Here is a 24038-nt window from a genome sequence, read left to right on the forward strand (position 1 = left end):
TTTCTATTATAGTGAAGGATATGCGATTTATTTGAGACGAGGTAAAGATGACCGTCAACGCTGAAAATACCGTACCGAATCAGGTCCACATTGTAGCTATAGGCGGTGAGACTGCGGCCGATATGCAGCAGATTACGGCCATCGATCGCTATATCCTGTCCTTAAGCCAAAAAGAAAGTCCGCAGATTCTGTATATCTCCACGGCGAGCGGAGACGTTCCAGAGAGGATTGAGCAATTCGAGAAAAAATTCGCGTCGGCCGGCTACCTGGTAGAGAGCCTGTCTTTCTTCCGCACGCCTTATCCTACGGTTAAACAGATCGACGAGATGATAGCGCGAGCTGAAGTGATTTTTGTCGCGGGCGGTAATACGCGGGCCATGCTGGCAGTCTGGAAAGAATTTTCAATCGATCAACAGCTCAAATCGGCCATGCGCCACGGCACTATCCTCTGCGGCGTGAGCGCCGGAGCTATCTGCTGGTTTGATTTAGGGCATTCGGATTCGGGCGGTGGCTATTCACTCATCCCAGGCTTGGGGCTGCTGACGGGCGTCATGTGCCCGCATTTCGGATCTGAGGAAGGACGCGAGGAATCTTTCAGTGCGTTGCTGGCAGAGCAGAACATTTTGCCCGCCTACGCCGCCGATGACGGCGTAGCCCTGCATTTTCGAGATGGGAAACTTCATAAAATAATCAGGACCGATGCGGCAGAACACGGCAAAACACTGATCTCACTCAGCGATAGCGAGAGGCCCACTGCTGAATAGTCTCTTGCCCGAAATGGGCAAGGATAACCTTGAACCACGCAGTAAACCTTGAAGAGTCCTGCTCGACGGCAGTAAAGACGTCGGGCACCGAGATCCACTGCCAACCTTCCGCCTCTTCCGGATTAAGCTCGGGCGTTCTTTCGAACAGGCCGATAAAAGTATGGTTAAATTCATTTTCTACCAAACCATTCGAGACATCGACGCGGTAGAGGATCTGGTCTACTTCCTGCAATTCACAGTGGAATCCCATCTCCTCATACAGCCTGCGGGTAGAGGCAGCCAGGTTACTCTCACCGGGACGTGGGTGGCCGCAGCAAGAGTTGGTCCAAAGACCGCCAGAATGGTACTTTCCACTGGCGCGTTGTTGAAGCATGAGACGTCCCTGACTATCAAAAATAAATACCGAAAAAGCGCGATGCAGTGCGCCCTGCAGATGAACCTGCATCTTGGTGCCTACGCCGACCTTGTTATCCTGTTCATCAACCAGAATCAGGCGTTCTTCTTGCACTTTATCTTCAATAATGAGGGACATAACTTTACTTCACTCTTGTCAGGCTATAGCGTTGCGCATCATTTAAAGCCGTTTCATAACTTTGCGGCGTACCGTCCACCTGGATGGTCAATGCTTTATCTATAGGGGTTATTGCACAGGAAAATTTCACTTTCAGGCTGTGCACACCGTTCGCCAGATACAGGTCAACATACTGATTTTTCTGTAGTCCGGCCGCTTCTTTGTCATCAACATAAACAATCAGCGGACAGCTCTCGTCAAGAATCGATCCCGCAAGTTGGGGCTGTCGGTGTACACGAACTTTGGTGGTGTCGGGTTTACTGGTGGTATAGGCCTGCAAAACCTGTTGCGTTGGGGCATAAGGGCCACTAGAACACCCAGCCAACACCAGTGCAGCACAAATCATGAGTAACTTTCGCACGTTAAGGTCTCCGCGAGATAACAAAGGAATTGTTCATCGCCTTAAAGCAATCAAATTTCAGAGAGCTAAACCGTGGCAGAGTACTCATGATGCTTGAATCGGCGATATCTGATTTCATCTGCACTCGCGCTGCTAAGGTAGCGCTAGTGCAGAGAATAGAGAAGGCCTGTAATGTAACGGAAGTTGAAGAATTAAAATGTTCTTATGGTGCGTTTCCCAAGATGTTGCTGGTCTCGAACTCAACATGCCCACCGACGTGGAAATGATGTTGATCAAACGCCTCACGGCCCATCGGCGTCACTTTCGTTATCTCTCCTTCATAATTACCGTCTGCAACCTCCGTAATCCTCGTCTCGAGTCGATAACTCACCGGCGGATTTCCTACGGGGAAGGTCACCAGAGTCACTTTGTCACCCAGCGTAAACTGAGTTAACAGCGGCAAAGGCGCTTGCTCAAACATGGCTTCACTCATTTTCAGTTCCTTTTAGGATGAGAGGGGTAGACGAAGATAACAGTCGTTGTTTTTTTCACCATGAGCTTAAAACTCACTCACCCATAAAGCGTAGAACATTGGACAACTTTTATTTGTGGTCTTGATTAGGAAATTCAGAAAATCTCTCGGAATTATGGTCGCTTAGCGATCTCGGAAAGTTGTACAACCTGGTCAAAATCCTGTACCGATTTTGCTAGCAATTCTGTGCCAGACACGCCCTTTCCTGGCATGAAAGAGTGAAGTCACAGCATGACTAACCCATTAAAAAATTTAAGTTATCTTTAATTAATTAATTGCCTTAGCGTTTTATTAGTACGTATTTAAGAATACTTAAATAGCACAAATTGATCAAATGTAAGTTGTACAAAGTAAGAGTTTTGTATAAGTTTAATGAAGCTCAATTAGAGCTCGTAACGAAGATGCTTTGCATTGCCACTGAAGGTGCCACTCGATTTCCACCTTCAGTGGTATTTTTTTGACTACTCATGGGGTTATAAAATGTCTCAAATAAACAGCGTTGAGTTAGAAAAATCCCGCGTCAAGACTGCTCATGCCATTAAAAGCGAATCAGACGTCATTCAGGAAATAAAGATAGAACTTTCCCTCAAAGGACGACTGGTCAATAACAAAGCAATCATGGCAAAACTGCTCGAACGATTAGAAATAGAAACAGACGTGGTCAAATCAGATATTTATCGAAACGCCCTCGAAACTGTAGTATTTCGTACCCCGGACGACCTGATTTAAAAAATCTTCATCACAGGGCGCGATACCTTATGTGCCTTGTGATGGTCAGATTATGCGTATGTCGCTGCATCCTTTGCATATAGGCTCTCAAACTGGGTTAATGACTCGCCCTACTGCTCGCCCTATCGACGTCTTGTACCCCATTGGCATATTGAGCTCTGCAATCTCATTCAGACTAAACATCCCTATTTCTTTATGCTCATGGCTGACTTTTATCGTTTGGCTTGAGGCCGGTTCAACCTTCATGAGATAGGTCACAATCAATATTTCTTTAGCACCAATCCGGTAAAGCCAGGCGTCGATAATGCCCTGCACCGACGACGCTATCTGCGTCTCCTCATACATTTCACGGATAAGACATTCTTCAGGCGTTTCCCCTTTCTCGAGCTTTCCCCCCGGCAACTCCCACTCTTCCCGCTCGTTTTTTAATAGCAGAATCTTGTCGCTAATCTGCACAATCCCCTTAATCGAGACGGGAAATAGCGATTCCTGGTACGGCTGCATAAGCTTCTCCGTAAGAAAGAGAGGATGTTTTTATAAAAGATAGATAAAAAATAAGACCATCAGATGACAGATTTATTCGTCAAACTGAACGCGACACTCAGAGCTCTCAGATATTTAAGGCACGAATGTTAAGGTAATAAGAATAGAGACATTGCGCCTTGCTCCTATAACCAACGCCTGCACTGAGAGACCTTGAGATGGCTGTTGTAGAAGACTTTGTGCTTACGGACCCCGCATCCCTGACAGCGGGCAATCACGTAGGTAGAAGGATAAGCTCTGCCTGATGGGCTCATCGCGCCTAAATGCTGAAGTTTTAGAATTTCCCAACGATGACCGTGCGGGATAAAGAGTAGCTGACGAGGTTTGCGGAGAGAACGGAAATGGTAACGATGGAAGATTTTTAAATATTTTAGATATCCTCGTCGGCAAACCGTACTTAGAGTGATTTCAAATACCATAACAACGGACAAATAGAACAACGTAAACATTGTTTTTACCCAGATATTTTCAACAGCATTAAAATTTGTCGCTATTTTTCTTAGGGCTGATGGGAGCGGGATTAAAAGAATTTGGCCCCAGACTCACGACGCATAAACAGCGGGGAGTAATTTAGTTAATTTCATTATCTGGGATGTTGATGTAGCGCAAGGATGGGGTGATAGGACAGGCTTTAAGGCTATTATAGAGAGCAATATTTCACGCTAAGTAAGATGTCGTTAATGACTAAGATGAGATGTGAAACTTGTTGACCCGCTCCCCGTATGTGATCCAGCCATATTCAGGAATAACCGGCTTCATTCTGGCTGCATATTCTGGAAACCGGCAAATTCGGAGGGCATCCTCCAGAGACATAAACCCACTCTCGTTCAGGCATTTCTGCCTTAACCTGCCGTTGAAGGACTCCACCGTCGCATTGTCCGTCGGCGTTCCTGGGCGTGAGAAGTCGATCCTTACCCCTCTTTCATACGTCCACCTGTCCAGCATTTTTCCTGTAAATTCAGAGCAGAATTCGCATTTCAGTGATCCCACGGATACGCAGGCGCAGTGCGCTGCCATCGGCAGTTCTTTTTTGCCAGCACGTCCTGCAGCATCGCCTTGTCGAGGCTGAGGTCAGCAACCAGCCTCTTCAGCCGCAGATTTTCCTCTTCCAGCTGCCGCATATGTTTGAGTTCAGAAGGAGAAATTCCGCCGTATTTCTTGCGCCAGGTGTAAAACGTGGCATCGGAGATACCCAGCTCGGCATGCTTGAGAGCAAAGACAATCTGCTCTTCGGTGAATCGTGACTTTTTCATCTGCCCCCCTCCGTTCAGGGGAGTCAATATCATGCCGGAATTCTGTTTCTGAATGGAGCAGGATTTTGGGTCAAGGTCACGCGTTTATAGCAACGATCAACGGAAAAAAATCCTAGTGATCTGCCTGCGTATATGTCGAGATTTAAACCAGATGAGACATACGTCAAAGCGGCTCTTTCGATGGTTAGAAATGAGAATTTCTGATAGCTTTAAATAGAATGTTAAAAGATTTAGATAGCGTGCAGATTATATCAAAACGGTTTTATTTTCGGAGGTAACCATAGAGTCGATTAGCGCTCTGTCTTCAGAGAGATTTTTAAGCATGATGACCGCTTACTTTGTCACACCGGTCGAACTATTCACGGCTGCCCGCAAGAAATCTTTCAGTATTTACAGTGAAAATAGCCGACTGTTTATCCTGAACTCCAAAGGCAATCAACGCCCATTGCGTCAAACCGAGTTAGAAGAGTTTCATAATCTGTTTAAAAAGACGGGAGGCATTATGCCAATAACCTATCGCGACGTTACTTTCAACTCGTCTTATATCTTAGCGGCAATTGAGCACATCAATTTTAAGGAAGCTATACATGCCAAATAATCCACCCGAAGGCTTACCAAGATACAGGCTTTTGACTGGCCCGGATGACGCATCTTTCTGTCATCGTGTTTCTGCCGCACTTGAGCTTGGGTATGAGCTTTACGGAAATCCGGCAATTACCTACGACTCTGACAAAAAGACCGTGATCGCTGCCCAAGCAATAATTTGGAAAAGTGAAAAGAGTTAGATCACCCTTTTTCTAACAGGCCGGGCGGGTTATGGAATAGACAATCATCAGAAATCTAATCACGAGTTATTCGACATGAAAAACATCCCTTTTTCGCATTATGGGCCAGAATAAATTTAACTTCTGGCCTCTGTAATAACGCTAAAATTTTTGCCTTAACTTCTTCAGGTTGCGTAACTGTACCCTCGACTATCAGTGTTTTATTGATTTCGACAGGGCCGTCAAGCGTGACTTTGCCTGTGATTTTTTTCCTCACGATTTGAACCGATATATCCCTGACACAGCGGCAGCCAACCGGTGGTTAACTCGCCGATGGTGAATGCCCACGACTTAAGAGCGGTCTCGAACTTTACCCTTCTCAGACTGGCGTCAATCTTTATGGTCCTTAGGTGTCATCAGCAAAGGGTGGCGTTACGCCTCAGGATTGGACGTTTATTCTTTGCCAAACGGCACCGCAGAGTGAGCAAGCAGGGGAAGCTGAGCAACTTTGGTCACGCATTCCAAAGTCTCTGCTAGATGAAAAGGATTGGGAATGCGTTGAGCTTAGGTATAAAAAACCGCCACTTTATGATGTCCGGCGGCAATATTGTCGTGCTACAACGCATCCTCGGTCACTCGGACATCCGCGTCACAATGCGTTACGCCCACTTTGCACCGGACCATTTAGAAGATGCATTAACCAATAATCCGTTGTCGATTTTGGGTGCAAAAATGCCTGCCAAAAGTGGCGGTAAAATGGCTACAGAGGTTCTTTCTGGGAACAATTCAGGGTAACTAAGTGGAGTTAAGTAGTTGATTTTATTGTAAGTTGTTGGTTTGAATAGTGGGCAAAAAAAAGACCGAATACGATTCCTATATTCGGTCTAGGGAAATGGCTCTTGGGAGAGAGCCGTGCGCTAAAAGTTGGCATTGATGCAGGCGGTTAAGCCATACAACTTAAAGAGTAGTCGAGCTTAAATGCTTTTCCAGCGAGTTTGGCGACCTGTGATAATTACTTAACGAAATGAGTTACGTTTTGTGACAACATTCGCAAAACCATCCATTAACTGTGTGGAATTCAAGCGAGAAGGGGGTTTTTAGACAGGGGGATATTAAAGAGGCCGACGTGGATCAGCCTCAGGAAGCTCAACTTAACACAGGGTTCCAGCGCGCTCGATAAACGGGGCAAGACTCATCTTGTGGCCGGGATTTTTGGGGTCATCCAGCTGAATAATGCTCAGCGGCTGTGCACTCACCTTCCCTTCTTTCACCCACTGCTCTGCTACATCATTCAGCGGATACTGCGCCAGCGTGCTGTCATTAATCACGAACAGGGCTTTGCCCGGTCGGCATTGCAGCATCACTTCTTCACGGGTGAACGCCCATGCCTTGCCATATTCCAGACGGCTCACGGTAACAACTTGCGGCGCTGCGAAACAGCTGGCAGACAGGGTGAGCAACAGCCCCCCAAGTAGCGTTTTTTTCATGACTCTTCCTCGTTAAACTTCTCAATAACAATCTTGTTGCCAATCCAATGCTCAGCACAACTAATTAGGCGATAGGGTAGCAAAAAGGCTCACCAAAGCAATCACCAACAGTGCCAAAGCAAACTCCAGCCAGCAAACGGCGATCATGCGTCGCTGCGTATGCTCATTGTGGTGCGCGAACTGCGGAACCAGCCAATAGCGGTTATAAATGGCCACCGCGACCATCACGGCCACCAGCGCGGCCTTACAAACAAGCAGCAGCTCATAAGGCGAGTGAATGTCCGTTGGCCAACGCTGCAAGATGAATGCGCTATTGGCGATACCGGTCAGTACGACAAGCGCAACAGCCGCGTGCCCGAGCGTTGAGAATCGCAGCAGAGCCACAATCGCCTCAGGTCGAGTCGCGGGCTGATGGGTCAGCCTCATGCAGGTCAGCAACGGGATCAGGCTGCCAAACCAGTATGCGGCACTGAGCAAATGCACGGCGTGGTTAGTGCGCTGCAATACGCCCAAGGTGCCTTCATGCATGGCCGCATGACCGATGAGCGCCTGCCCTATCAGCATTCCGGCGCTTAGCAGCATCGCCATCAGAAAACGTCCGGGCAGGCCATCGATAAGAATCAGCAGCAGCGCGACCAGCGCCATCAGCATATGCCAGCGCCAAACCTCTCCAAAGGTGGTGGTCAGCACCAGCAGCCAAACATTCACATTGAGCATGTCGGTCCATCCGTTGCCCATAACCCCTGCCTGCACGGCGACCATCAACAGCGCGGTTAACGCAGAAAGGCAGGCCGAGGTCAGGATCAGGGTCTGGTTTTTACGCGCCAGGAGTGCGGACAAACCTTGCGGAGACAGCAAACGAGTGAAGACGCAGGCGCCAAAAAGTTGCATCACGGAAATAAAGTGCACAAAGCGGCACAGGACAAACAGCGATGCCAGGCTCATAACGTTACTTTACCGTAAAGCTGTAGGTACCTTGGGTCTTATGTCCATCAACGGAAACAACGTGCCATGAGACGTTATATTTACCGCGGGTCAATGGCGCAGGTAGGGCAATCAGGACCTGAGTGTTGTCGTTGGTGGCCAGTTTGAAATCACCGGTTTTTACCGGCTGATTGTTCGGACCTTCCAGCACGACTTTACTGAAGCTGGGTTCCACGCCCTCGCTAAATCCGAGAGTGAGCTCGGTCGGTGCTAAGCTGACTTGGCTATCGGCAGCCGGCGTCTCACTCTTGAGATGAGCGTGGGCAAAAGCCTGTTGTGAAATCAAACCTGCGGCTAGAACGCAGGCAGAACTGAGAATACGCAGACGCATCAGTTTTTTAATAGACACAATTATTCCTTGGCTAATTGAAGATGAAAATTCAGCCGCAACTTTAGCGCAATCTGCCGTTGGGATCTGTGGAAATTAACGGGTAATCAATGCAGAAAATAAGAAATGTGCAAATTTCGCACGAAAAGCTCAGCGGGGATGTCAATAATCACATGAATAATAAGAGTAAAATAAAAAAACGCAGAACACGGTTAACGTATTCTGCGTTTCAACACTTAGCGGAAAAATCAGGCTGACGGCGATTGGCCAACCATGTTTTTCAGATCTTTATCCACGAAGAACAGACCGTTACCGGTATTGCTCACCAGACCGAGTTTATCCAGGACAGATTTGAACAGAGTCTCTTCTTCATGCTGTTCTGCCACATACCACTGCAGGAAGTTGAAGGTTGAGTAATCTTTAGTGGTCATCGCCAGGTCAGCCAACTTGTTGATCTCTTCAGTGATCAACTGCTCGTGCTGATAGGCAAGATTGAAAACGTCGGCCAGTGATTCGAAATCGGCACGCGGGGCGTCGATAGAGCCGAGCAGCGGCAGTGCACCGGTGTCGCTCACATATTTGAACAGGCGATGCATGTGGTCCATCTCTTCGCGAGAGTGTTCCATCAGGAAGGCCGCAGCACCTTCAAAACCTTTATCACTGCACCAGGCACTCATCTGCAAATATAAGTTAGCGGAATAGAATTCAAGATTCAGCTGTTGATTAAGCTGTTTGATCATATCTTCTTTAAGCACGATGAGGCTCCAGATTTAATATTTAAATTTATATGGATATTAGAATGCGTTATTTGTGTGCATTATGCCTAACTCTATATAAAATAAAAAGCGTTGTTTCCCACAATAGAATAAAAATCAAAGAATAAATATAACCACATGATTTTAATGAATTTAAAATAACATCTAAATAAGAACGAAGTTGTTAGTGATAATTATTCACGATAAAAAATCCATTAAAAAGAATCATTCTTATTAATATTCTACTTTATTTAATTTAAGCGCAGGCAATTAATAGACATTCAATTAAATGAATAAAAATGATTAGTAGTCTCATTTAGATTGAAGTGACACGCGTCAGGGCATTCACCTCGGCCGGACTGTCTTGTACAATGCGCCAAGAATCGCTAATCAGGAACAAAATGATGAACCGTAATCTGGCCGAGATAGCCAAAGAAGAGATGGACAAAATTAACGTAGATTTGGCCGCATCCGCCGTCGCCTTCAAGGAACGCTACAACATGCCGGTGGTTGCCGAGATTGCCGAGCGTGAGCAACCCGCCCATCTTCGCGAATATTTCCGCGAGCGGGTCGCCTTTTACCGCGTGGAGTCACACAAATACTCTCGCCTGCCGTATGAACCGAAGCAAAAATAATCCGGCCGCCCGTCAGGAGAGAGTGAGCTAACGTCTTTCAGCTGCGGGCAAATTTCTGGTTAGCGCGAATAAGCCGATCGAGAATGCCGGGTTCGTTAAACGAGTGCCCTGCTCCTTCAATAATATGCAGCTCAGCTTCAGGCCAAGCCTTGGCAAGATCCCAGGCATTTTGCACCTGACAGGCCATGTCATAGCGCCCGTGAACAATCACCGCCGGAATGTGGCGAATCTTGTCGACGTCGCGCAGCAACTGGTCATCCGTCTCCATAAAGCCCAGGTGTGTGAAGTAGTGATTTTCGATACGGGCGAAGGCCAGCGCGAAATCATCTTCACCGAACGAGGCAGAGTCCTCGGTGGGCAGCAGGGTCACAGTCTCGCCTTCCCACAGGCTCCAGATTTTAGCCGCCTGAAGTTGAATGGCGCGGTCACTGTGGGTTAAACGTGCACGGTAAGCCGCGATAACGTCTTTGCGTTCCTCTTCAGACAGAATAGACAGTACGTTCTGCCATTTTTCCGGGAAGAAACGCGAAGCGCCGTCCTGATAATACCACTGTAGCTCCTGCTTTCTGATGGTGAAGATGCCGCGCATAACCAGTTCACTGACGCGGTCTGGATGGGTCTGCGCATAGGCCAGTGCCAGTGTAGAACCCCATGACCCGCCAAAAACCAGCCATTGATCGACGCCTGCCATCTCACGCAGGCGTTCAATATCCTGCACCAGGTGCCAGGTGGTGTTGTTTTCCAGGCTGGCGTGAGGCAATGAGCGCCCGCAGCCACGCTGATCGAACAGCATGACGTCATAATCGTTAGGGTCAAAAAGTTGACGATGTACCGCAGAACACCCGCCTCCCGGGCCTCCGTGCAGGAATACCGCAGGCTTGCCTTTGGGGTTCCCGCTGCGCTCCCAATAAATCTGATGACCGTCGCCGGTATCCAGCAATCCACTGGCGTATGCTTCCCGAGGTAAATACAACCCTTTCAATTTAGGCATGAAATTTCCTGTTATTTTTTCAGTCCAGTGTATTGATTTGCTTGCTCGTGTTAATAACAGCGTATCCAGAGTATAGGGTCAATCTCTTACCACTCTGGGTTTCAAAAAAGGATGTTTTTTTCGAGCGGCAGCACAGTAAAACGCCTTACTGCACAGATAATCAGCAACATGGCTTCCTATAAAAGAAAAAAAATAGCCATAACAGGATATTTTCGAAAAAGTCGGGCTGCTCTATTGCAAGTTATCGCAAATAGGCAGTAAATAGCATAGTGACCGTATCCACCCGCTTGAGAGAGGCCAATATGAGTAAAGGAATGGATAGCAAAAAGAATGCGAAGAAAAAACCGTTAAAAACCCCCGCAGAGAAAAAAGCAGAAAAACGTGCCAAGAAGGCATCTGCTTAATACGGAATTCGCATCATAAAACCCGCTTAACGCGGGTTTTTTTGTTAATTGGCCTTACAAATAAACATCCGGGAACACCTCATGAGTGATTTTTCAATCGCTGCCGCGCAGATTACCTGTGTCGCGGGGAATATTGATGTAAATATTCAGCGCCATTCGCGGGCCGTTGCGCTTGCCGCAGAGCACGGCGTGAGCCTGATTATTTTTCCTGAACTTTCTCTCACCGGCTATGAGCCCGAGTTGGCGCGCAAGCTAGGACTGACGCTTCAGGACTCGCGTCTCGAACTGCTGCGAAATCAGGCAAAAAATCATAACATCACTATTGTGTGCGGTGCGCCACTGTGCTGTAACGACGGCGATGCCCTGTATATTGGCGCCATCGTTTTTGCCCCAGACGGCACACTGTATTCCTACACCAAACAACATTTACACGATACTGAAGAGCACTTCTTTACCCCCGGTCAGGGCGGCCCTCAGCTCAGTCTAGGCGAGAGAACATTGGGTCTGGCTATCTGCGCTGACATCGCCTCACCTTCGCATCCGCAGCTTGCAGCCGCTGGCGGGGCAGACATCTACGGCGCGGGTGTCTTAATCTCTAAACCAAGCTACGACAAAGAAAGCGAGATGATGCGCGGTTATGCCGAGAAACACCGTATGACGGTGATGCTGGCAAACCACTGCGCGCCAACCGGTGGGTGGATCCCGGCAGGCAAGAGCGCCATCTGGTCCGAACTCGGCCATGAAATTGTTGTCGCACCTGCCAATCAGGACGCACTGGCGATTGCCCGCAAAACCCACGAGGGATGGCACGGACACGTCGAGCTGATAAGCTATCAGGGAGCCTAAATTATCAGGAGCAAGCAATGAGTTTTAGAGTGATTGATACAGAAACCTGTGGGTTTAACGGCGGCGTGGTCGAAATTGCCTCGGTCGACGTGGTTGAGGGCGTTATCACGCAACCCATGAGCGACCTGGTGTGTCCAGACCGTGAAATTAGCCCTCAGGCGATGGCAGTTCATCAAATCACCGAGGAGATGGTCGAAGGCAAGCCGCGTATCGCGGTAGCCGTGCGCCGCTATCAGGGTCATCCCTACTACGTTGCGCATAACGCAGCCTTTGACCGTGCGATGCTGCCCGAAATGAACGGGCAATGGATCTGCACCGTGAAACTGGCGCGCGAGGTGTTTCCCGGGCAGCCGAGCTACAGCCTGCAAAATCTGCGTCATAGCTTAAATCTCGACACGCATCCGCCAGCGCATTTACACCCACACCGAGCGCTGTACGACTGCTACGTCACCGCTTCGCTTCTGATCCGCATTCAGGAAGAATCCGGTCTGAGTGCTGAAGAGATGCTGGCGATAGCCGAGCGCCCTACGCTGCTGCGCACGCTTAAATTCGGCAAATATCGCGGCCAGAAGATTTCTGAGATAGCCTCACAGGACCCTGGTTATCTGCGCTGGATGCTGCGCGAAGTCAGCAGCCTCAGTGCGGATATGAAATACAGTCTGAACTACTTTTTGGATAAGTAGGCTCAGACTCCAGACAGTAAAAAGGCGACCATTGAGTCGCCTTTTTTATTGCTGATTTTTTCCTGAAGAATCCTTAATTACTGCTGGCTAAGCGCGATGACAAACGCATATTCCATCGCGATATCTTCGTAAGCCTTGAAGCGCCCTGACTTGCCGCCGTGACCAGAATCCATGTCGGTGTACATCAGCAGCTGATTGTTATCCGTTTTCAGGTCACGCAGCTTGGCAACCCACTTTGCCGGTTCCCAGTATTGCACCTGTGAATCGTGCAGCCCGGTAGTGACCAGCATGTGCGGATAATCCTGCGCCAGAACCTGATCGTATGGGCTGTATTGCAGGATGTAGTCGTAGTACGCCTTGTCATTCGGGTTGCCCCACTCGTCGTACTCACCGGTAGTCAGTGGGATAGATTCATCGAGCATGGTGGTTACCACGTCAACAAACGGAACCTGCGCCACGATGCCGTGATAAAGCTCAGGGGCCTGATTGATAATCGCGCCCATCAGCAGGCCGCCGGCGCTGCCGCCCATCGCATACACCCGATCTTTATCGCCGTATTTTTGTTCGACCAAGGCTTTAGTCACGTCGATAAAGTCGTGGAAGGTATTCAGCTTGTTGAACAGTTTCCCGTCTTCGTACCACTGTTGACCGAGATCGGCACCGCCGCGAATATGTGCCAGCGCAAACACGAAACCGCGATCCAGCAGGCTCAAACGGCTGCCGCTGAAACCTGGATCCATGCTGCTGCCGTAGGATCCGTAGGCGTAGATCATCAGCGGATTGTGCCCGGCTTTGAACGTGTCATGACGATATACCAGAGAGACCGGCACCTTGACGCCGTCGCGTGCCGTGACCCAAACGCGCTCGCTGCGGTAGTTGGCTGAATCGAAGTCTTTCACTTCCTGCTGTTTGAGCAGCCTGCGCTCGCCGGTGTCGAGGTCCAGCTCGAACAGGGAACTGGCGGTGGTCATCGACGAATAACCGTAGCGCAGCAGTGACGTATCAGGCGTTGGATTGTAGGAAAGCCAAGTCACGTAGGTCGGATCGTCAAACTTCAGCGATTTCTCCTCGCCGCTCTGCCAGTGAATCTGACGCAGGTGGGTCAGCCCCTCCTGACGTTCTTCGATAACTAGCCAGTCGCGAAACAGGCTGAAACCCTCGAGCATCACATCGTCACGTGCAGGGATAAGCGTCTGCCAGTCGGCCTCTGCAAAGCTGTCGCTCTTGTACAGGCCGAAGTTTTTGCCGTCTTTATTGGAGCGAATATAGAAATGGCCCTGATAATGATCCAGCGCGTATTCATGATCTTTCCTGCGCGGGGCAAACAGCTGTGGCTCGGCCAGCGGGTTATCGGCGTCCAGCAGCAGCACTTCTGAGGTCGTTGTGCTGTCGAGGTGAATAATGATGTATCGCTCAGAAGTGGTTTTGTCGAGGCCGACGTAGAAGGTGTCGTCTTTCTCTTCGTAAACCAGCACGTCCTGCTCAGGATCAGTGCCAACCTGATGACGATAAACCTGATAAGGCAGCAGCGTGGTCTTGTGCTTGCGCACGTAGAAAATGGTCTTTGAGTCGTTGGCCCACTCGGCACTTCCTGAGGTATTACTCAGAACTTCCTCAGACCAGCTGTCATCCAGCAGGCTCTTGACGCGAATATCGTACTGACGGCGCGACAGAAAATCTTCCGCCACCAGCAGTTGCGTATTATCAGGGCTCACGTCAAGGCCACCGAGGGTATAGAACTCACGGTCGGCGGCGCGCTCGTTGCCGTCGATCAGCGTTTGCCAGTTTTCGCTCTCGGCCGCCGGTTGACGCAGGTAGATAGCATACTCGTTGCCCGGCTCGTAGCGCGTCTGATAACGATAGCCGTGCTTCACGTAAGGAACGGAGTGATCCTGCTGAGGAATGCGGTCAACCATCTCCTGATACAAGGCTTCACGCAGTGCCTGATGCGGCTTCATCGCCTGTTCTGTCCAGGCATTTTCCGCCTGAAGATAATTCAGTACGTCTTCATCGCTGCGCTCATCGTCGCGCAGCCAATAGTAATCGTCTACGCGCGTGTCGCCGTGCGTAGTCATAGGATACGGACGCTTTTCAGCCTTTGGCGGAATCATCATTGTCGAGTTTCTCTCCTCAATTTCACTTAGCGCAGTAAGAAGGCCTTGCAGCTCTTGCCTTTAATTTTGCCTTCCTGCAGGCGTTGCAGGGCTTTCTTGGCGCTGTTTTTGCGAATAGCAACATAGGCATGAATCGGGAACATGTCGATTTTGCCCACTTCGGCGGCGGTTAAACCCGCATCACCGGTCAGCGCGCCCAGAATATCACCCGGACGAATCTTGGCTTTACGGCCACCGTCGATGCACAACGTCAGCATCTCGGGTTCCAGCGTCGCGGCAGGGGCAGAGAGACTCTGAGCAGCAGGCTGCCATTTGAAGCTTTTGCGCATATAGTCTTCGAGCGCATGAACGCGGACCATTTCCTGCGGCGTAACCAGACTCACCGCCACACCGCTGGTACCTGCACGACCGGTACGGCCCACTCGGTGAACGTGCACTTCAGGGTCGAACGACAGTTCGTAGTTGATGACCAGTCCCAGCTGTTTGATGTCAAGACCACGGGCGGCAACGTCGGTGGCAACCAATACGCGGCAGCTGCCGTTGGAGAAACGCACCAGAACGCGGTCGCGGTCGCGCTGCTCGAGGTCGCCGTTCAACGCCAGTACGCTAATGCCCTTGCTGGCCAGCGTATCGGCAATCTCCTGGCAATCGCGTTTGGTGTTACAGAAAACCACGCACGAGGTCGGCTGATACTGATAAAGCACCGCAGTCAGCAGCGACAAACGGCTGTGGCGGTCGGCTTCGATAAATACCTGTTCGATGTCGGCAACGTCTTCGCCACCCTCTATTTCCACGTTCAGCGGCTGACGCTGGAATTTATTGCTGATGCGCTCGATGCCTTCCGGATAGGTCGCGGAGAACAGCAGCGTCTGGCGAGACGGCGGCGTATAGCTCACCACGTCTTCGATATCTTCGCTAAAGCCCATATCCAGCATGCGGTCAGCTTCATCGAGCACCAGCACTTTCATCTGGTCAAGCTTCAGGGTGCCTTTGCGCAGATGTTCCTGAATACGGCCCGGCGTACCCACCACGATGTGCGGCTGGTGCACCAGAGAGTCAAGCTGTGGCCCAATCGGCTGGCCGCCGCACAGGGTCAGGATTTTGATGTTTTGGGTGAAACGCGCCAGACGACGCAGCTCTTTACTGACCTGATCCGCCAGTTCACGCGTTGGGCACAGCACCAGCGCCTGGCAGAAGAAATCGCCGACAGTAATTTTATCTAACAGCCCGATACCAAACGCAGCGGTCTTGCCACTGCCGGTCTTGGCTTTCGCGCGCACGTCCTGACCCAGCAGGATGGCAGGCAAAGAGGCTTCCTGAATTGGCGTCATTTGGGCGTAGCCCAGTTCTTCGAGGTTAGAAATTTGTTCGGATGGCAAAGTCAGTGTGGAGAAAGAATGCGTGCTCAAGGCGATAACTCTTATGTAAGGCGAAAAAAACGAAGCGGCGCAAGGCTATCAGCGCCATGTAATGCTTTAGATAATAACAGAGAAGGGGATATTGCGCCTTAGCGCTAATGACTGGAGTCAAAAAAACCCGCAACGCAGGCGGGTTTTAGAAAATCGTTATCTAATGATCAGTTGGCTTAAGTAAGCCAGAAGTGACTGATTACAGAGCGACGACGTTGGCAGCAGACGGGCCACGTGGGCTGTCTTGAATGGTGAACTCTACGTTCTGACCTTCAGCCAGGGTTTTGAAACCATCGCTGTTGATTGCAGAGAAGTGAACGAAAACGTCTTTAGAGCCATCAGCTGGAGTGATGAAACCGAAGCCTTTGCTTTCGTTGAACCATTTTACCTGACCGTTTAACTTACTCATTTTACTATCCTTTACTATTCAAAAAGCATCCGCCTCGATCGCGAATGCCCGACTATTAACGCACATTCGCGCCCCGCACGCAAATACTGGCGCAGGTGCGCAATCGTTTTCGTGGTGAGACTTTTTCCTATATAATGCCGCCAACTATTTTCGCAACGTCCTCTGTCACCGCAATCTGCCACGCAGAATGGGTGCCCAAAACGCGATTTTACGACCGATATTTTCATCACCGACAACGAGTTAGGTATCCAGCTATGTTAACCATTGGAACTGCACTGCGCACCGACGCGACCCGCGTCATGTTATTGGGCTCTGGCGAACTGGGCAAAGAGGTGGCTATTGAATGCCAACGTCTTGGTCTGGAAGTGATCGCCGTCGACAGATACGCCGACGCGCCTGCAATGCAGGTTGCCCACCGCAGCCATGTGATCAACATGCTGGACGGCGAGGCGCTCAAGCAGCTTATCGAGAAAGAGCGTCCTGACTTTATCGTCCCGGAAATTGAAGCTATTGCTACCAGCATGCTGGTTGAGCTGGAAAAGCAGGGTCATAACGTGGTGCCATGCGCCGAAGCAACGCGCCTGACCATGAACCGTGAAGGCATCCGTCGTCTGGCGGCCGAGACGCTGAAACTGCCAACCTCGACCTACCGTTTTGCCGATGATGAAGCCAGCTTCAAACAGGCAGTGCAGGAAATTGGTTATCCGTGCATCATCAAGCCGGTCATGAGCTCTTCCGGTAAAGGCCAGAGTCTGATCCGCAGTGGAGAAACGTTGCAGGCCGCGTGGGACTATGCGCAGCTTGGCGGCCGCGCAGGCGGGGGGCGGGTCATCGTTGAAGGTCTGGTGAAGTTTGATTTCGAGATTACCCTGCTGACTATCAGCGCCATTGACGGTATTCACTTCTGCGCCCCTATTGGCCATCGTCAGGAAGACGGCGATTACCGCGAATCATGGCAGCCACAGCAGATGAGCAGTCTGGCGCTCGAGCGTGCGAAAGATATCGCAAAAAACGTGGTGGAAGCACTGGGTGGACACGGGCTGTTTGGCGTTGAGCTGTTCGTTTGCGGTGATGACGTGGTGTTCAGCGAAGTGTCTCCTCGCCCACACGATACCGGCATGGTAACGCTGATTTCTCAGGACCTGTCTGAGTTTGCGCTGCACGTGCGCGCGTTCCTCGGGCTGCCAATCGGCACTATCCGCCAGTTCGGTCCCTCGGCTTCTGCCGTCATCCTGCCGGAACTGACCAGCAACAACGTTAGCTTCAGCGGTTTGGAGCAGGCTTTAGTGGGTTCTAATCAGGTGCGCTTGTTTGGCAAGCCGGAAATCAGCGGAAAACGTCGTCTGGGTGTTGCGCTGTCAATCGGCGATACCATTGAGCAAGCGGTTGAAACTGCAATCAAGGCAGCAGCAGCCGTGGTCGTTAAGGGTTAACGCCTGGCTTCTGGCCGTTGTGCAGTCGATGTGCAACGGCCAAATATTCAGTAAGGCTTATTCTTCGTCTTCATCGTCAAAGATAACCGTCACACGGTCACCCTTGTGGGTTTCACGAATCTCTGCCGCAACCACGGCAATCGCCTGACCACTGCTCATCCCCTCTTCCATTAACTGGCGGATACGGTCAGCGGCTTGCTGCTGCTCTGAGTGCGAAAGTGAAGGCATACCGGTCAACATGAATGTGTTCCTGTTCTATTTCTATAGTGAAGCGAGCTTAGCCGCACATTATACGCCTTAATTTGCCAATGACCTACCCACATCAAATCTATGCTAGGATCGGTTCGCCAGGAATTGCATTGTCACCGTGTCGGGAATTTTCAAAATACTATGCCATCCGTTCAATCCATTGATTTTTATAAATTAGATTATCAACCTGATGCGCTGCTCACGCGCTTTGCCTCCCTGTCGTCACTGCCTTGGGCCATGCTGCTGCACTCCGGCGCTGCCGACCATGTCCACAACCGCTTCGACATTTTGGTCGCCGACCCGCAGGTCACGCTGACCACGCGCGGGCTGCATACTGAAATCTGCCGAAAAGACGCCTCGGGCGTGACGGCTGAAATTAGCGAGGCGGACCCATTCCAGCTGTTACAGCAGGAGCTTGAGGCCAGCGGAATGCGGGCAGAAGTTAACGCCGACTTCCCTTTTCAGGGTGGCGCGTTAGGGCTGCTGGGCTACGATTTAGGCCGCAGGATTGAAAAGTTGCCGTCGCTGGCGGAGCCTGACATTACTCTGCCGGATATGGCGATAGGGATTTACAGCTGGGCGCTGATTGCCGATCACCATTTACAGCGGCTGACGCTGGTGAGTCAGGGAGATATCCACACCCGCCTTACGTGGCTCGAGCAGCATCAACAAACGCTGCCCACCGAGCCTTTCCAGCTGACTTCGCCTTGGCAGTCGAACATGACCCGCGAAGCCTACGGTGATAAATTTCGCCAGATACAGGAATATTTACACAGCGGCGACTGCTATCAAATCAACCTGACTCAGCGCTTTAAAGCCCAATATCAGGGCGATGAATGGCAGGCATTTCTACGCCTGAACCAGACTAACCGTGCGCCGTTCTCGGCGTTCCTGCGTCTGCCAGAAAACGCTGTGTTGAGCCTTTCGCCCGAGCGTTTTATCTGGCTGGAAGAAGACAGGATCCAGACCCGTCCGATCAAGGGTACAATGCCGCGCCATGAGGATCCGCTTCTCGACCGACTTCAGGCCGAAAAGCTGAGATCTTCAGCTAAAGATCGCGCCGAGAACCTGATGATCGTCGATCTCTTGCGTAATGATATTGGCCGTGTTGCCACCCCCGGCAGCGTAAAAGTGCCTGAGCTGTTTGTGGTCGAACCCTTCCCCGCCGTGCATCACCTGGTGAGCACTATTACTGCTCGCCTGCCCAACGCCTGTCATCCGGCGAGCCTGCTGCGCGCATGTTTCCCCGGCGGGTCTATCACTGGTGCACCGAAAATCAGGGCAATGCAGATTATCGAGCAGTTGGAGCCACAGCGCCGTAACGGCTACTGCGGCAGCATCGTCTACATCAGCTGTTGCGGTACGATGGACAGCAATATCACTATCCGCACTCTGCTGGCCGAAAAAGGCGAACTGTTCTGCTGGGCCGGTGGCGGCATCGTCGCCGACAGTCAGGAGCAAGCGGAATATCAGGAAACCTTCGATAAAGTGGCGCGCATTCTGCCGCTGCTCGGTGAGGATATCGCGCCATGATGGACTTCAGTCCTCAACCTTTACCGCCAGACGTTGAGCGATTTGTTCGCCAGTTTCAGCTGAATTTGCCCACCACGCCGGTGCGCAAGGCCGTTGGACGACGACAGGCTGCGGTGCTGATCCCGATCGTCTGCCGCGAGCAGCCCACCCTGTTGCTGACCCGCCGATCCGACAATTTACGCAAGCATGCGGGTCAGGTGGCGTTTCCGGGCGGCAAGGCGGACGCGTCCGACCCTTCGCTTATTTTCACCGCGCTGCGCGAGGCGCAGGAAGAGGTCGCCATTCCCCCCTCTTGCGTGCGCGTACTGGGCCAGATGCAGCCGGTCGACAGTAGCAGCGGGTTTCAGGTGACGCCGGTGGTGGGATTGATTCCGGTCGATGTGCCGTTACACCCCAATGAAGACGAAGTGGCAGAGCTGTTCGAAATTCCGTTGCAGGAGGCGCTTAACTTTGCGCGCTATCATCCGCTGGATTTTCAGCGCGCAGGCGTTCGTCGTCGAGTGTATTTATCCTGGTATGAGGAGCAATTTGTGTGGGGAATGACCGCCGGGATCATTCTTCAGTTGGCTAAACAGATAGGCAACTGACGACGAGTTGTGATCCCGCTCCTCACCCACTTCACACTTATGCGATGAATTACTTTTTTTCATGCGAAAACCGCTGTGTAATCCTTCACACCCTTTTACACTATAACGCTAACAACCGAACAATAAATAAACAAAGCTTGTGCAAATTTGGCCACCCAAGATTCACCTGCAGCCGATTTGCTTCTATCAGGAGCCTTTAAGTGATCAGTGTTTTCGACATGTTCAAGGTGGGTATTGGCCCGTCCAGTTCCCATACGCTCGGCCCAATGAAAGCCGGCAAACAATTCGCCGATGATCTGTTGGAAAAAAACCTGTTGCCTAACGTGACCCGCATCGCGGTCGACGTCTATGGTTCATTATCTCTGACCGGTAAAGGTCACCATACCGACGTGGCGATTATTCTGGGCCTCGCCGGTAACAGGCCGGATACGGTCGACATCGACGCCATTCCACACTTTATCAAAGACGTTGAGCAACGCCAGCGCCTGCCTATTGGCGATACCCACCACGAGGTAGATTTCCCGCGTGATACCGGTATGGTATTCCGCGGTGAAAACCTGCCGCGCCATGAAAACGGCATGCAGATTCACGCGTTCGTTGGCGAGCAGATGGTTTATAGCAAAACCTATTATTCGGTCGGCGGGGGTTTTATCGTCGACGACGAGCATTTTGGTCAGCCGGTACTGGACGAAGTCAGCGTGCCTTACGCCTTCAATTCGGCCAGCGAAATGCTGCAAAAATGCCGTGAAACGGGCCTCTCATTGTCGGGACTGATGATGAAGAATGAGCTGGCGCAGCACAGCAAAGCCGAAATCGACAAGTATTTCGAGTCAATCTGGCACACCATGCAGGCGTGTATCGACCGCGGCCTCAATACCGAAGGCGTGTTGCCGGGTCCGCTTCGCGTTCCACGTCGGGCCTCGGCGCTGCGCCGCATGCTGGTGTCGAATGACAAACTGTCGAATGACCCCATGCACGTCATTGACTGGGTCAATATGTTCGCGCTGGCAGTCAACGAAGAAAATGCCGCCGGTGGCCGCGTGGTCACGGCGCCGACCAACGGGGCCTGCGGCATCGTTCCTGCGGTGCTGGCCTACTATGACAAGTTCATTGGCTCGGTCAGCCCAGACATTTACCAGCGTTATTTCCTGACTTCGGGCGCCATCGGCATCCTTTACAAGATGAACGCCTCGATTTCGGGTGCGGAAGTTGGCTGTCAGGGAGAGGTCGGTGTGGCATGCTCGATGGCAGCAGCGGGTCTTACCGAACTGCTTGGCGGCAGCCCGGAGCAGGTGTGTGTAGCGGCTGAAATTGGCATGGAACATAACCTGGGTCTGACCTGTGATCCGGTCGCCGGGCAAGTTCAGGTTCCATGCATCGAACGTAACGCGATCGCCTCGGTGAAAGCCATCAACTCGGCGCGCATGGCGCTGCGTCGTACCAGTGAACCGCGCGTCTCGCTGGATAAAGTTATTGAAACGATGTACGAGACCGGCAAGGACATGAACGCCAAGTATCGTGAGACCTCACGCGGCGGTCTGGCTATCAAGGTACAGTGTGACTAAAGGCTGAGTGATATTTTACTCACAAAAAAAGGGCAGGTTTCGATAAGAAGCCTGCCCTTTTCTATTCTGATTACGGATTACTCTTCTTCATCACGCATCTCGTTGGACGATATCTTGGTAATACGCACACGTTCGATGCGATATTCAGAGACCTCGATCACCTCGAAGCGCAGCGGAGGCATCTCGATAACTTCGCCTTCGAACGGCATCTGACCGGATTCGGACAACAGCAGTCCGGCAAGGGTCGCGTAATCGGCGTTTGGACTCACCAGCTCATAGGTGTTGAGCAGCTGTTCCAGCGAATGAAGGTCGGTACCGCCCTTCGCCATCCAGCCGTCGCCGTCTACCACGACATCCGGCGTTTCGTCTTCGTCAGGGAATTCACCGGCGATAGCCTCAAGCACGTCGAGCGGCGTCACCAGCCCTTGAATGACACCAAACTCGTTGCTCACGACGACCAGACGCCCCTTGGCACGACGCAGCACGGCCAGCAGCTTGATGACGTCCATGGTTTCGGGCACCACGATCGGCGGCGTTTTCTCCGCGAAGGCAACAATGTCTTCACCGTTTTCCAGCGCCACCAGCAAGTCTTTCGCCCGCACCACGCCTATCACGTCGTCCAGCGACTGACGGCAAATTGGGAACAGGCTGTGCGGCGTGTCCAGCAATTGTCGTCGAATCTCGTCGGGAGAGCGTTCGCAGTCTACCCAAGAAATGTCGTTACGCGGTGTCATGATGCTGCGCAGCGTTCGTGAGGCAAGCGTCAGTACACCGCTTATCATGAAGCGCTCTTCTTCGGCGAAGGTTTCTTGTTTCGGCTCAGCGGTATCGTGTGCGTCTTCTTGCTGCACGTCGCTGTCGCGTTTTCCACCCATCATGCGGAAAATAGCTTCAGCGGTGCGTTCGCGCAGCGGTCGATCTGACTGATGCTTAATAAAGTTTCTGCGCGCAATCTGGTTGAACAACTCGATCAATACCGAGAATCCGATCGCCGCATACAGATAACCTTTCGGAATATGGAAACCGAAACCTTCGGCTATCAGGCTCAAGCCGATCATCAGCAGGAAGCTGAGGCACAGGACAACCACCGTAGGATGCGCGTTAACGAAACGCGTTAGCGTTTTAGAGGCCAGCAGCATCACGCCCATCGCGATGACAACGGCGGTCATCATAACCGCGAGGTTATTCACCATGCCGACGGCGGTAATCACTGCGTCGAGCGAGAATACGGCGTCAAGCACCACTATCTGTGCCACTACGGCCCAAAATCCGGAATAGCCGCGATTATTACTTCCTAACCCATTGTGGCCTTCCAGCCGCTCATGCAGCTCGCTGGTCGCTTTAAACAACAGGAACAGCCCCCCGACCAGCAGGATAAGATCGCGCCCCGAAAAGGTAAATTGCGCGATGCTAAACAGCGGCGTCGTCAGTTTCACCATCCAAGAGATAAGCGAAAGCAGGCCCAAGCGCATCACCAGCGCCAGTGATAAGCCAATGATTCTCGCCTTGTCGCGCTGTTTCGGCGGCAGTTTGTCGGCCAAAATAGCGATAAATACCAGGTTGTCGATCCCCAGCACGATTTCCAGAACGATAAGCGTCAACAGGCCGACCCAAATCGAAGGATCCATTAAGAATTCCATTGCAGTCTCCGAAATTCGGCGCAGCGGCCATGACTGAGGTGTGTTGCTTTATGGGGAGTTGATAATGCTGAGGATTCAAATGCGGTTAAACGTCTTCGGTGACAGTCCATAGGGTGGGCTGATGCCCGGCACTCCTGTGTAATAATTGGAAATACAATGTAACAGGTCTATTTGTTTTAGAAAAGCGTCTTTTAGAGCAGGTCCCTTCATCCCTGCCTATGCTCAATGTTGTTTTATGCGGTAAATCATTTAAATCGTGAAAACAGGGTTAACGCGGGGTAATTCGTCTCTGAATAGCAGACAGGGGTCACAAAATTTATTTTTTCACGCACTAAAATAAATCCAGTCGATACTTTCGACAGATTTTTTCGATGTTTGGTTATTGATTTTTCAGAAACAAAAGGATTAGAGAGTTTTTTTAACTCAAAAATAATGTAGGGAACACAGCATTCGTCAAGGGAATCTGTTGGCGAATTAAAAAAGCTTTATC

26 protein-coding genes and 3 pseudogenes are annotated in these 24038 nt (G+C 51.1%); 12 read left to right on the forward strand and 17 right to left on the reverse strand.

Translation table 11 applies throughout. The features are described from left to right. The first annotated feature begins 47 nt into the window (after positions 1-47). Positions 48-764: a Type 1 glutamine amidotransferase-like domain-containing protein gene (locus O1V65_RS11080; RefSeq protein WP_269130489.1), complete on the forward strand. Its 717-nt coding sequence runs from the start codon at positions 48-50 to the stop codon at positions 762-764. Here the strand turns inward: O1V65_RS11080 and idi are convergent. The 3 genes from idi to O1V65_RS11095 all read right to left on the reverse strand — a co-directional run bounded on the left by idi (position 733) and on the right by O1V65_RS11095 (position 2168). Further along, a complete protein-coding gene (gene idi / locus O1V65_RS11085; protein ID WP_017493703.1) occupies positions 733-1296 on the reverse strand; it encodes an isopentenyl-diphosphate Delta-isomerase in 564 nt (187 codons plus the stop codon). The genes O1V65_RS11080 and idi overlap by 32 nt on opposite strands. A gap of 4 nt (positions 1297-1300) precedes the next feature. Next, the gene (locus O1V65_RS11090) at positions 1301-1696 is read right to left on the reverse strand and encodes a hypothetical protein (protein WP_139802819.1); all 396 of its coding nucleotides are present in this window, start codon (positions 1694-1696) and stop codon (positions 1301-1303) included. A gap of 202 nt (positions 1697-1898) precedes the next feature. After that, positions 1899-2168: a hypothetical protein gene (locus O1V65_RS11095; RefSeq protein WP_269130490.1), complete on the reverse strand. Its 270-nt coding sequence runs from the start codon at positions 2166-2168 to the stop codon at positions 1899-1901. A gap of 519 nt (positions 2169-2687) precedes the next feature. Between O1V65_RS11095 and O1V65_RS11100 the strand changes: the two genes are divergently transcribed. Next, complete coding sequence (locus O1V65_RS11100; RefSeq protein ID WP_017493706.1) at positions 2688-2936, forward strand: biofilm development regulator YmgB/AriR family protein; 249 nt, start codon at positions 2688-2690, stop codon at positions 2934-2936. Between the two features lie 87 nt (positions 2937-3023). Here the strand turns inward: O1V65_RS11100 and O1V65_RS11105 are convergent, their stop codons facing one another. The 3 genes and pseudogenes from O1V65_RS11105 to O1V65_RS23210 all read right to left on the reverse strand — a co-directional run. After that, positions 3024-3440, reverse strand: coding sequence for an NUDIX hydrolase (locus tag O1V65_RS11105; RefSeq protein ID WP_017493707.1), 417 nt, complete (start codon positions 3438-3440; stop codon positions 3024-3026). 834 nt (positions 3441-4274) lie between these two features. Then, positions 4275-4439, reverse strand: a pseudogene (locus tag O1V65_RS23205) (integrase core domain-containing protein); the annotation flags it as partial. Positions 4440-4495: 56 nt separating this feature from the next. Beyond that, positions 4496-4732 (reverse strand): annotated as a pseudogene (locus O1V65_RS23210) (transposase); the annotation flags it as partial. 322 nt (positions 4733-5054) lie between these two features. Between O1V65_RS23210 and O1V65_RS11115 the strand changes: the two are divergent. Next, positions 5055-5330, forward strand: a complete 276-nt coding sequence (locus O1V65_RS11115) for a hypothetical protein (RefSeq protein WP_084912825.1) — start codon at positions 5055-5057, stop codon at positions 5328-5330. Next, the gene (locus O1V65_RS11120) at positions 5320-5517 is read left to right on the forward strand and encodes a DUF1737 domain-containing protein (protein WP_017493711.1); all 198 of its coding nucleotides are present in this window, start codon (positions 5320-5322) and stop codon (positions 5515-5517) included. The genes O1V65_RS11115 and O1V65_RS11120 overlap by 11 nt, the downstream gene beginning before the upstream one ends. 55 nt (positions 5518-5572) lie before the next feature. Here the strand turns inward: O1V65_RS11120 and O1V65_RS23160 are convergent, their stop codons facing one another. Beyond that, positions 5573-5773 carry a DUF1203 domain-containing protein gene (locus O1V65_RS23160; RefSeq protein ID WP_227955259.1) on the reverse strand — a complete coding sequence of 67 codons (201 nt, stop codon included), beginning with the start codon at positions 5771-5773 and terminating at the stop codon, positions 5573-5575. 305 nt (positions 5774-6078) lie between these two features. Here O1V65_RS23160 and O1V65_RS11125 point away from each other — a divergent pair. Next, positions 6079-6291, forward strand: a pseudogene (locus O1V65_RS11125) (site-specific integrase); the annotation flags it as partial. Between the two features lie 356 nt (positions 6292-6647). Here O1V65_RS11125 and O1V65_RS11130 read toward each other — a convergent pair. From O1V65_RS11130 to ftnA, 4 genes are all read right to left on the reverse strand, one after another. Continuing rightward, positions 6648-6983, reverse strand: coding sequence for a YebY family protein (locus O1V65_RS11130; RefSeq protein ID WP_017493800.1), 336 nt, complete (start codon positions 6981-6983; stop codon positions 6648-6650). A gap of 60 nt (positions 6984-7043) precedes the next feature. After that, the gene (gene copD, locus O1V65_RS11135) at positions 7044-7928 is read right to left on the reverse strand and encodes a copper homeostasis membrane protein CopD (protein WP_017493799.1); all 885 of its coding nucleotides are present in this window, start codon (positions 7926-7928) and stop codon (positions 7044-7046) included. 4 nt (positions 7929-7932) lie between these two features. Beyond that, positions 7933-8316: a copper homeostasis periplasmic binding protein CopC gene (gene copC / locus O1V65_RS11140; protein ID WP_269130491.1), complete on the reverse strand. Its 384-nt coding sequence runs from the start codon at positions 8314-8316 to the stop codon at positions 7933-7935. A 227-nt stretch (positions 8317-8543) separates the two neighbouring features. Further along, positions 8544-9035 (reverse strand): non-heme ferritin, encoded by a 492-nt coding sequence (gene ftnA, locus O1V65_RS11145; RefSeq protein WP_265576811.1) that lies wholly within the window; start codon positions 9033-9035, stop codon positions 8544-8546. A gap of 419 nt (positions 9036-9454) precedes the next feature. On the opposite strand from ftnA, the gene O1V65_RS11150 reads away from it, so the two are divergent. Then, on the forward strand, positions 9455-9685 hold the full coding sequence (locus O1V65_RS11150) for a DNA polymerase III subunit theta (RefSeq protein WP_084912439.1): 231 nt from the start codon (positions 9455-9457) through the stop codon (positions 9683-9685). 37 nt (positions 9686-9722) lie between these two features. On the opposite strand, the gene pip is transcribed toward O1V65_RS11150, so the two are convergent. Further along, positions 9723-10676, reverse strand: coding sequence for a prolyl aminopeptidase (gene pip / locus O1V65_RS11155; RefSeq protein ID WP_017491913.1), 954 nt, complete (start codon positions 10674-10676; stop codon positions 9723-9725). 485 nt (positions 10677-11161) lie between these two features. Here pip and O1V65_RS11160 point away from each other — a divergent pair, with 485 nt between their 5' ends. Then, positions 11162-11926 (forward strand): carbon-nitrogen hydrolase family protein, encoded by a 765-nt coding sequence (locus tag O1V65_RS11160; protein ID WP_017491915.1) that lies wholly within the window; start codon positions 11162-11164, stop codon positions 11924-11926. Positions 11927-11943: 17 nt separating this feature from the next. Beyond that, complete coding sequence (gene exoX, locus O1V65_RS11165) at positions 11944-12609, forward strand: exodeoxyribonuclease X (protein ID WP_017491916.1); 666 nt, start codon at positions 11944-11946, stop codon at positions 12607-12609. 77 nt (positions 12610-12686) lie between these two features. On the opposite strand, the gene O1V65_RS11170 is transcribed toward exoX, so the two are convergent. From O1V65_RS11170 to cspE, 3 genes are all read right to left on the reverse strand, one after another. Beyond that, complete coding sequence (locus O1V65_RS11170) at positions 12687-14723, reverse strand: S9 family peptidase (RefSeq protein ID WP_084912437.1); 2037 nt, start codon at positions 14721-14723, stop codon at positions 12687-12689. A gap of 26 nt (positions 14724-14749) precedes the next feature. Beyond that, the gene (gene dbpA, locus O1V65_RS11175; protein WP_017491918.1) at positions 14750-16132 is read right to left on the reverse strand and encodes an ATP-dependent RNA helicase DbpA; all 1383 of its coding nucleotides are present in this window, start codon (positions 16130-16132) and stop codon (positions 14750-14752) included. Between the two features lie 199 nt (positions 16133-16331). Further along, positions 16332-16541 carry a transcription antiterminator/RNA stability regulator CspE gene (gene cspE / locus O1V65_RS11180; RefSeq protein ID WP_017491919.1) on the reverse strand — a complete coding sequence of 70 codons (210 nt, stop codon included), beginning with the start codon at positions 16539-16541 and terminating at the stop codon, positions 16332-16334. A gap of 254 nt (positions 16542-16795) precedes the next feature. Here cspE and purT point away from each other — a divergent pair, with 254 nt between their 5' ends. Further along, positions 16796-17974, forward strand: coding sequence for a formate-dependent phosphoribosylglycinamide formyltransferase (purT, locus tag O1V65_RS11185; RefSeq protein WP_084912436.1), 1179 nt, complete (start codon positions 16796-16798; stop codon positions 17972-17974). 57 nt (positions 17975-18031) lie between these two features. Here purT and O1V65_RS11190 read toward each other — a convergent pair whose 3' ends face one another. Next, a complete protein-coding gene (locus O1V65_RS11190) occupies positions 18032-18214 on the reverse strand; it encodes a YoaH family protein (protein ID WP_017491921.1) in 183 nt (60 codons plus the stop codon). 150 nt (positions 18215-18364) lie between these two features. On the opposite strand from O1V65_RS11190, the gene pabB reads away from it, so the two are divergent. From pabB to O1V65_RS11205, 3 genes are all read left to right on the forward strand, one after another. After that, entirely contained in the window at positions 18365-19756 is a 1392-nt protein-coding gene (gene pabB, locus O1V65_RS11195) for an aminodeoxychorismate synthase component 1 (protein WP_084912435.1), read from the forward strand. Further along, entirely contained in the window at positions 19753-20343 is a 591-nt protein-coding gene (locus O1V65_RS11200; protein WP_017491923.1) for a CoA pyrophosphatase, read from the forward strand. Before pabB ends, O1V65_RS11200 begins: the two co-directional genes overlap by 4 nt. Before the next feature lie 200 nt (positions 20344-20543). Then, a complete protein-coding gene (locus O1V65_RS11205; RefSeq protein WP_017491924.1) occupies positions 20544-21908 on the forward strand; it encodes an L-serine ammonia-lyase in 1365 nt (454 codons plus the stop codon). A 77-nt stretch (positions 21909-21985) separates the two neighbouring features. On the opposite strand, the gene O1V65_RS11210 is transcribed toward O1V65_RS11205, so the two are convergent. Continuing rightward, a complete protein-coding gene (locus O1V65_RS11210) occupies positions 21986-23548 on the reverse strand; it encodes a TerC family protein (protein WP_026110537.1) in 1563 nt (520 codons plus the stop codon). Between the last annotated feature and the right edge of the window lie 490 nt (positions 23549-24038).

Source organism: Rouxiella badensis (assembly GCF_026967515.2).
GTDB lineage: Bacteria > Pseudomonadota > Gammaproteobacteria > Enterobacterales > Enterobacteriaceae > Rouxiella > Rouxiella badensis.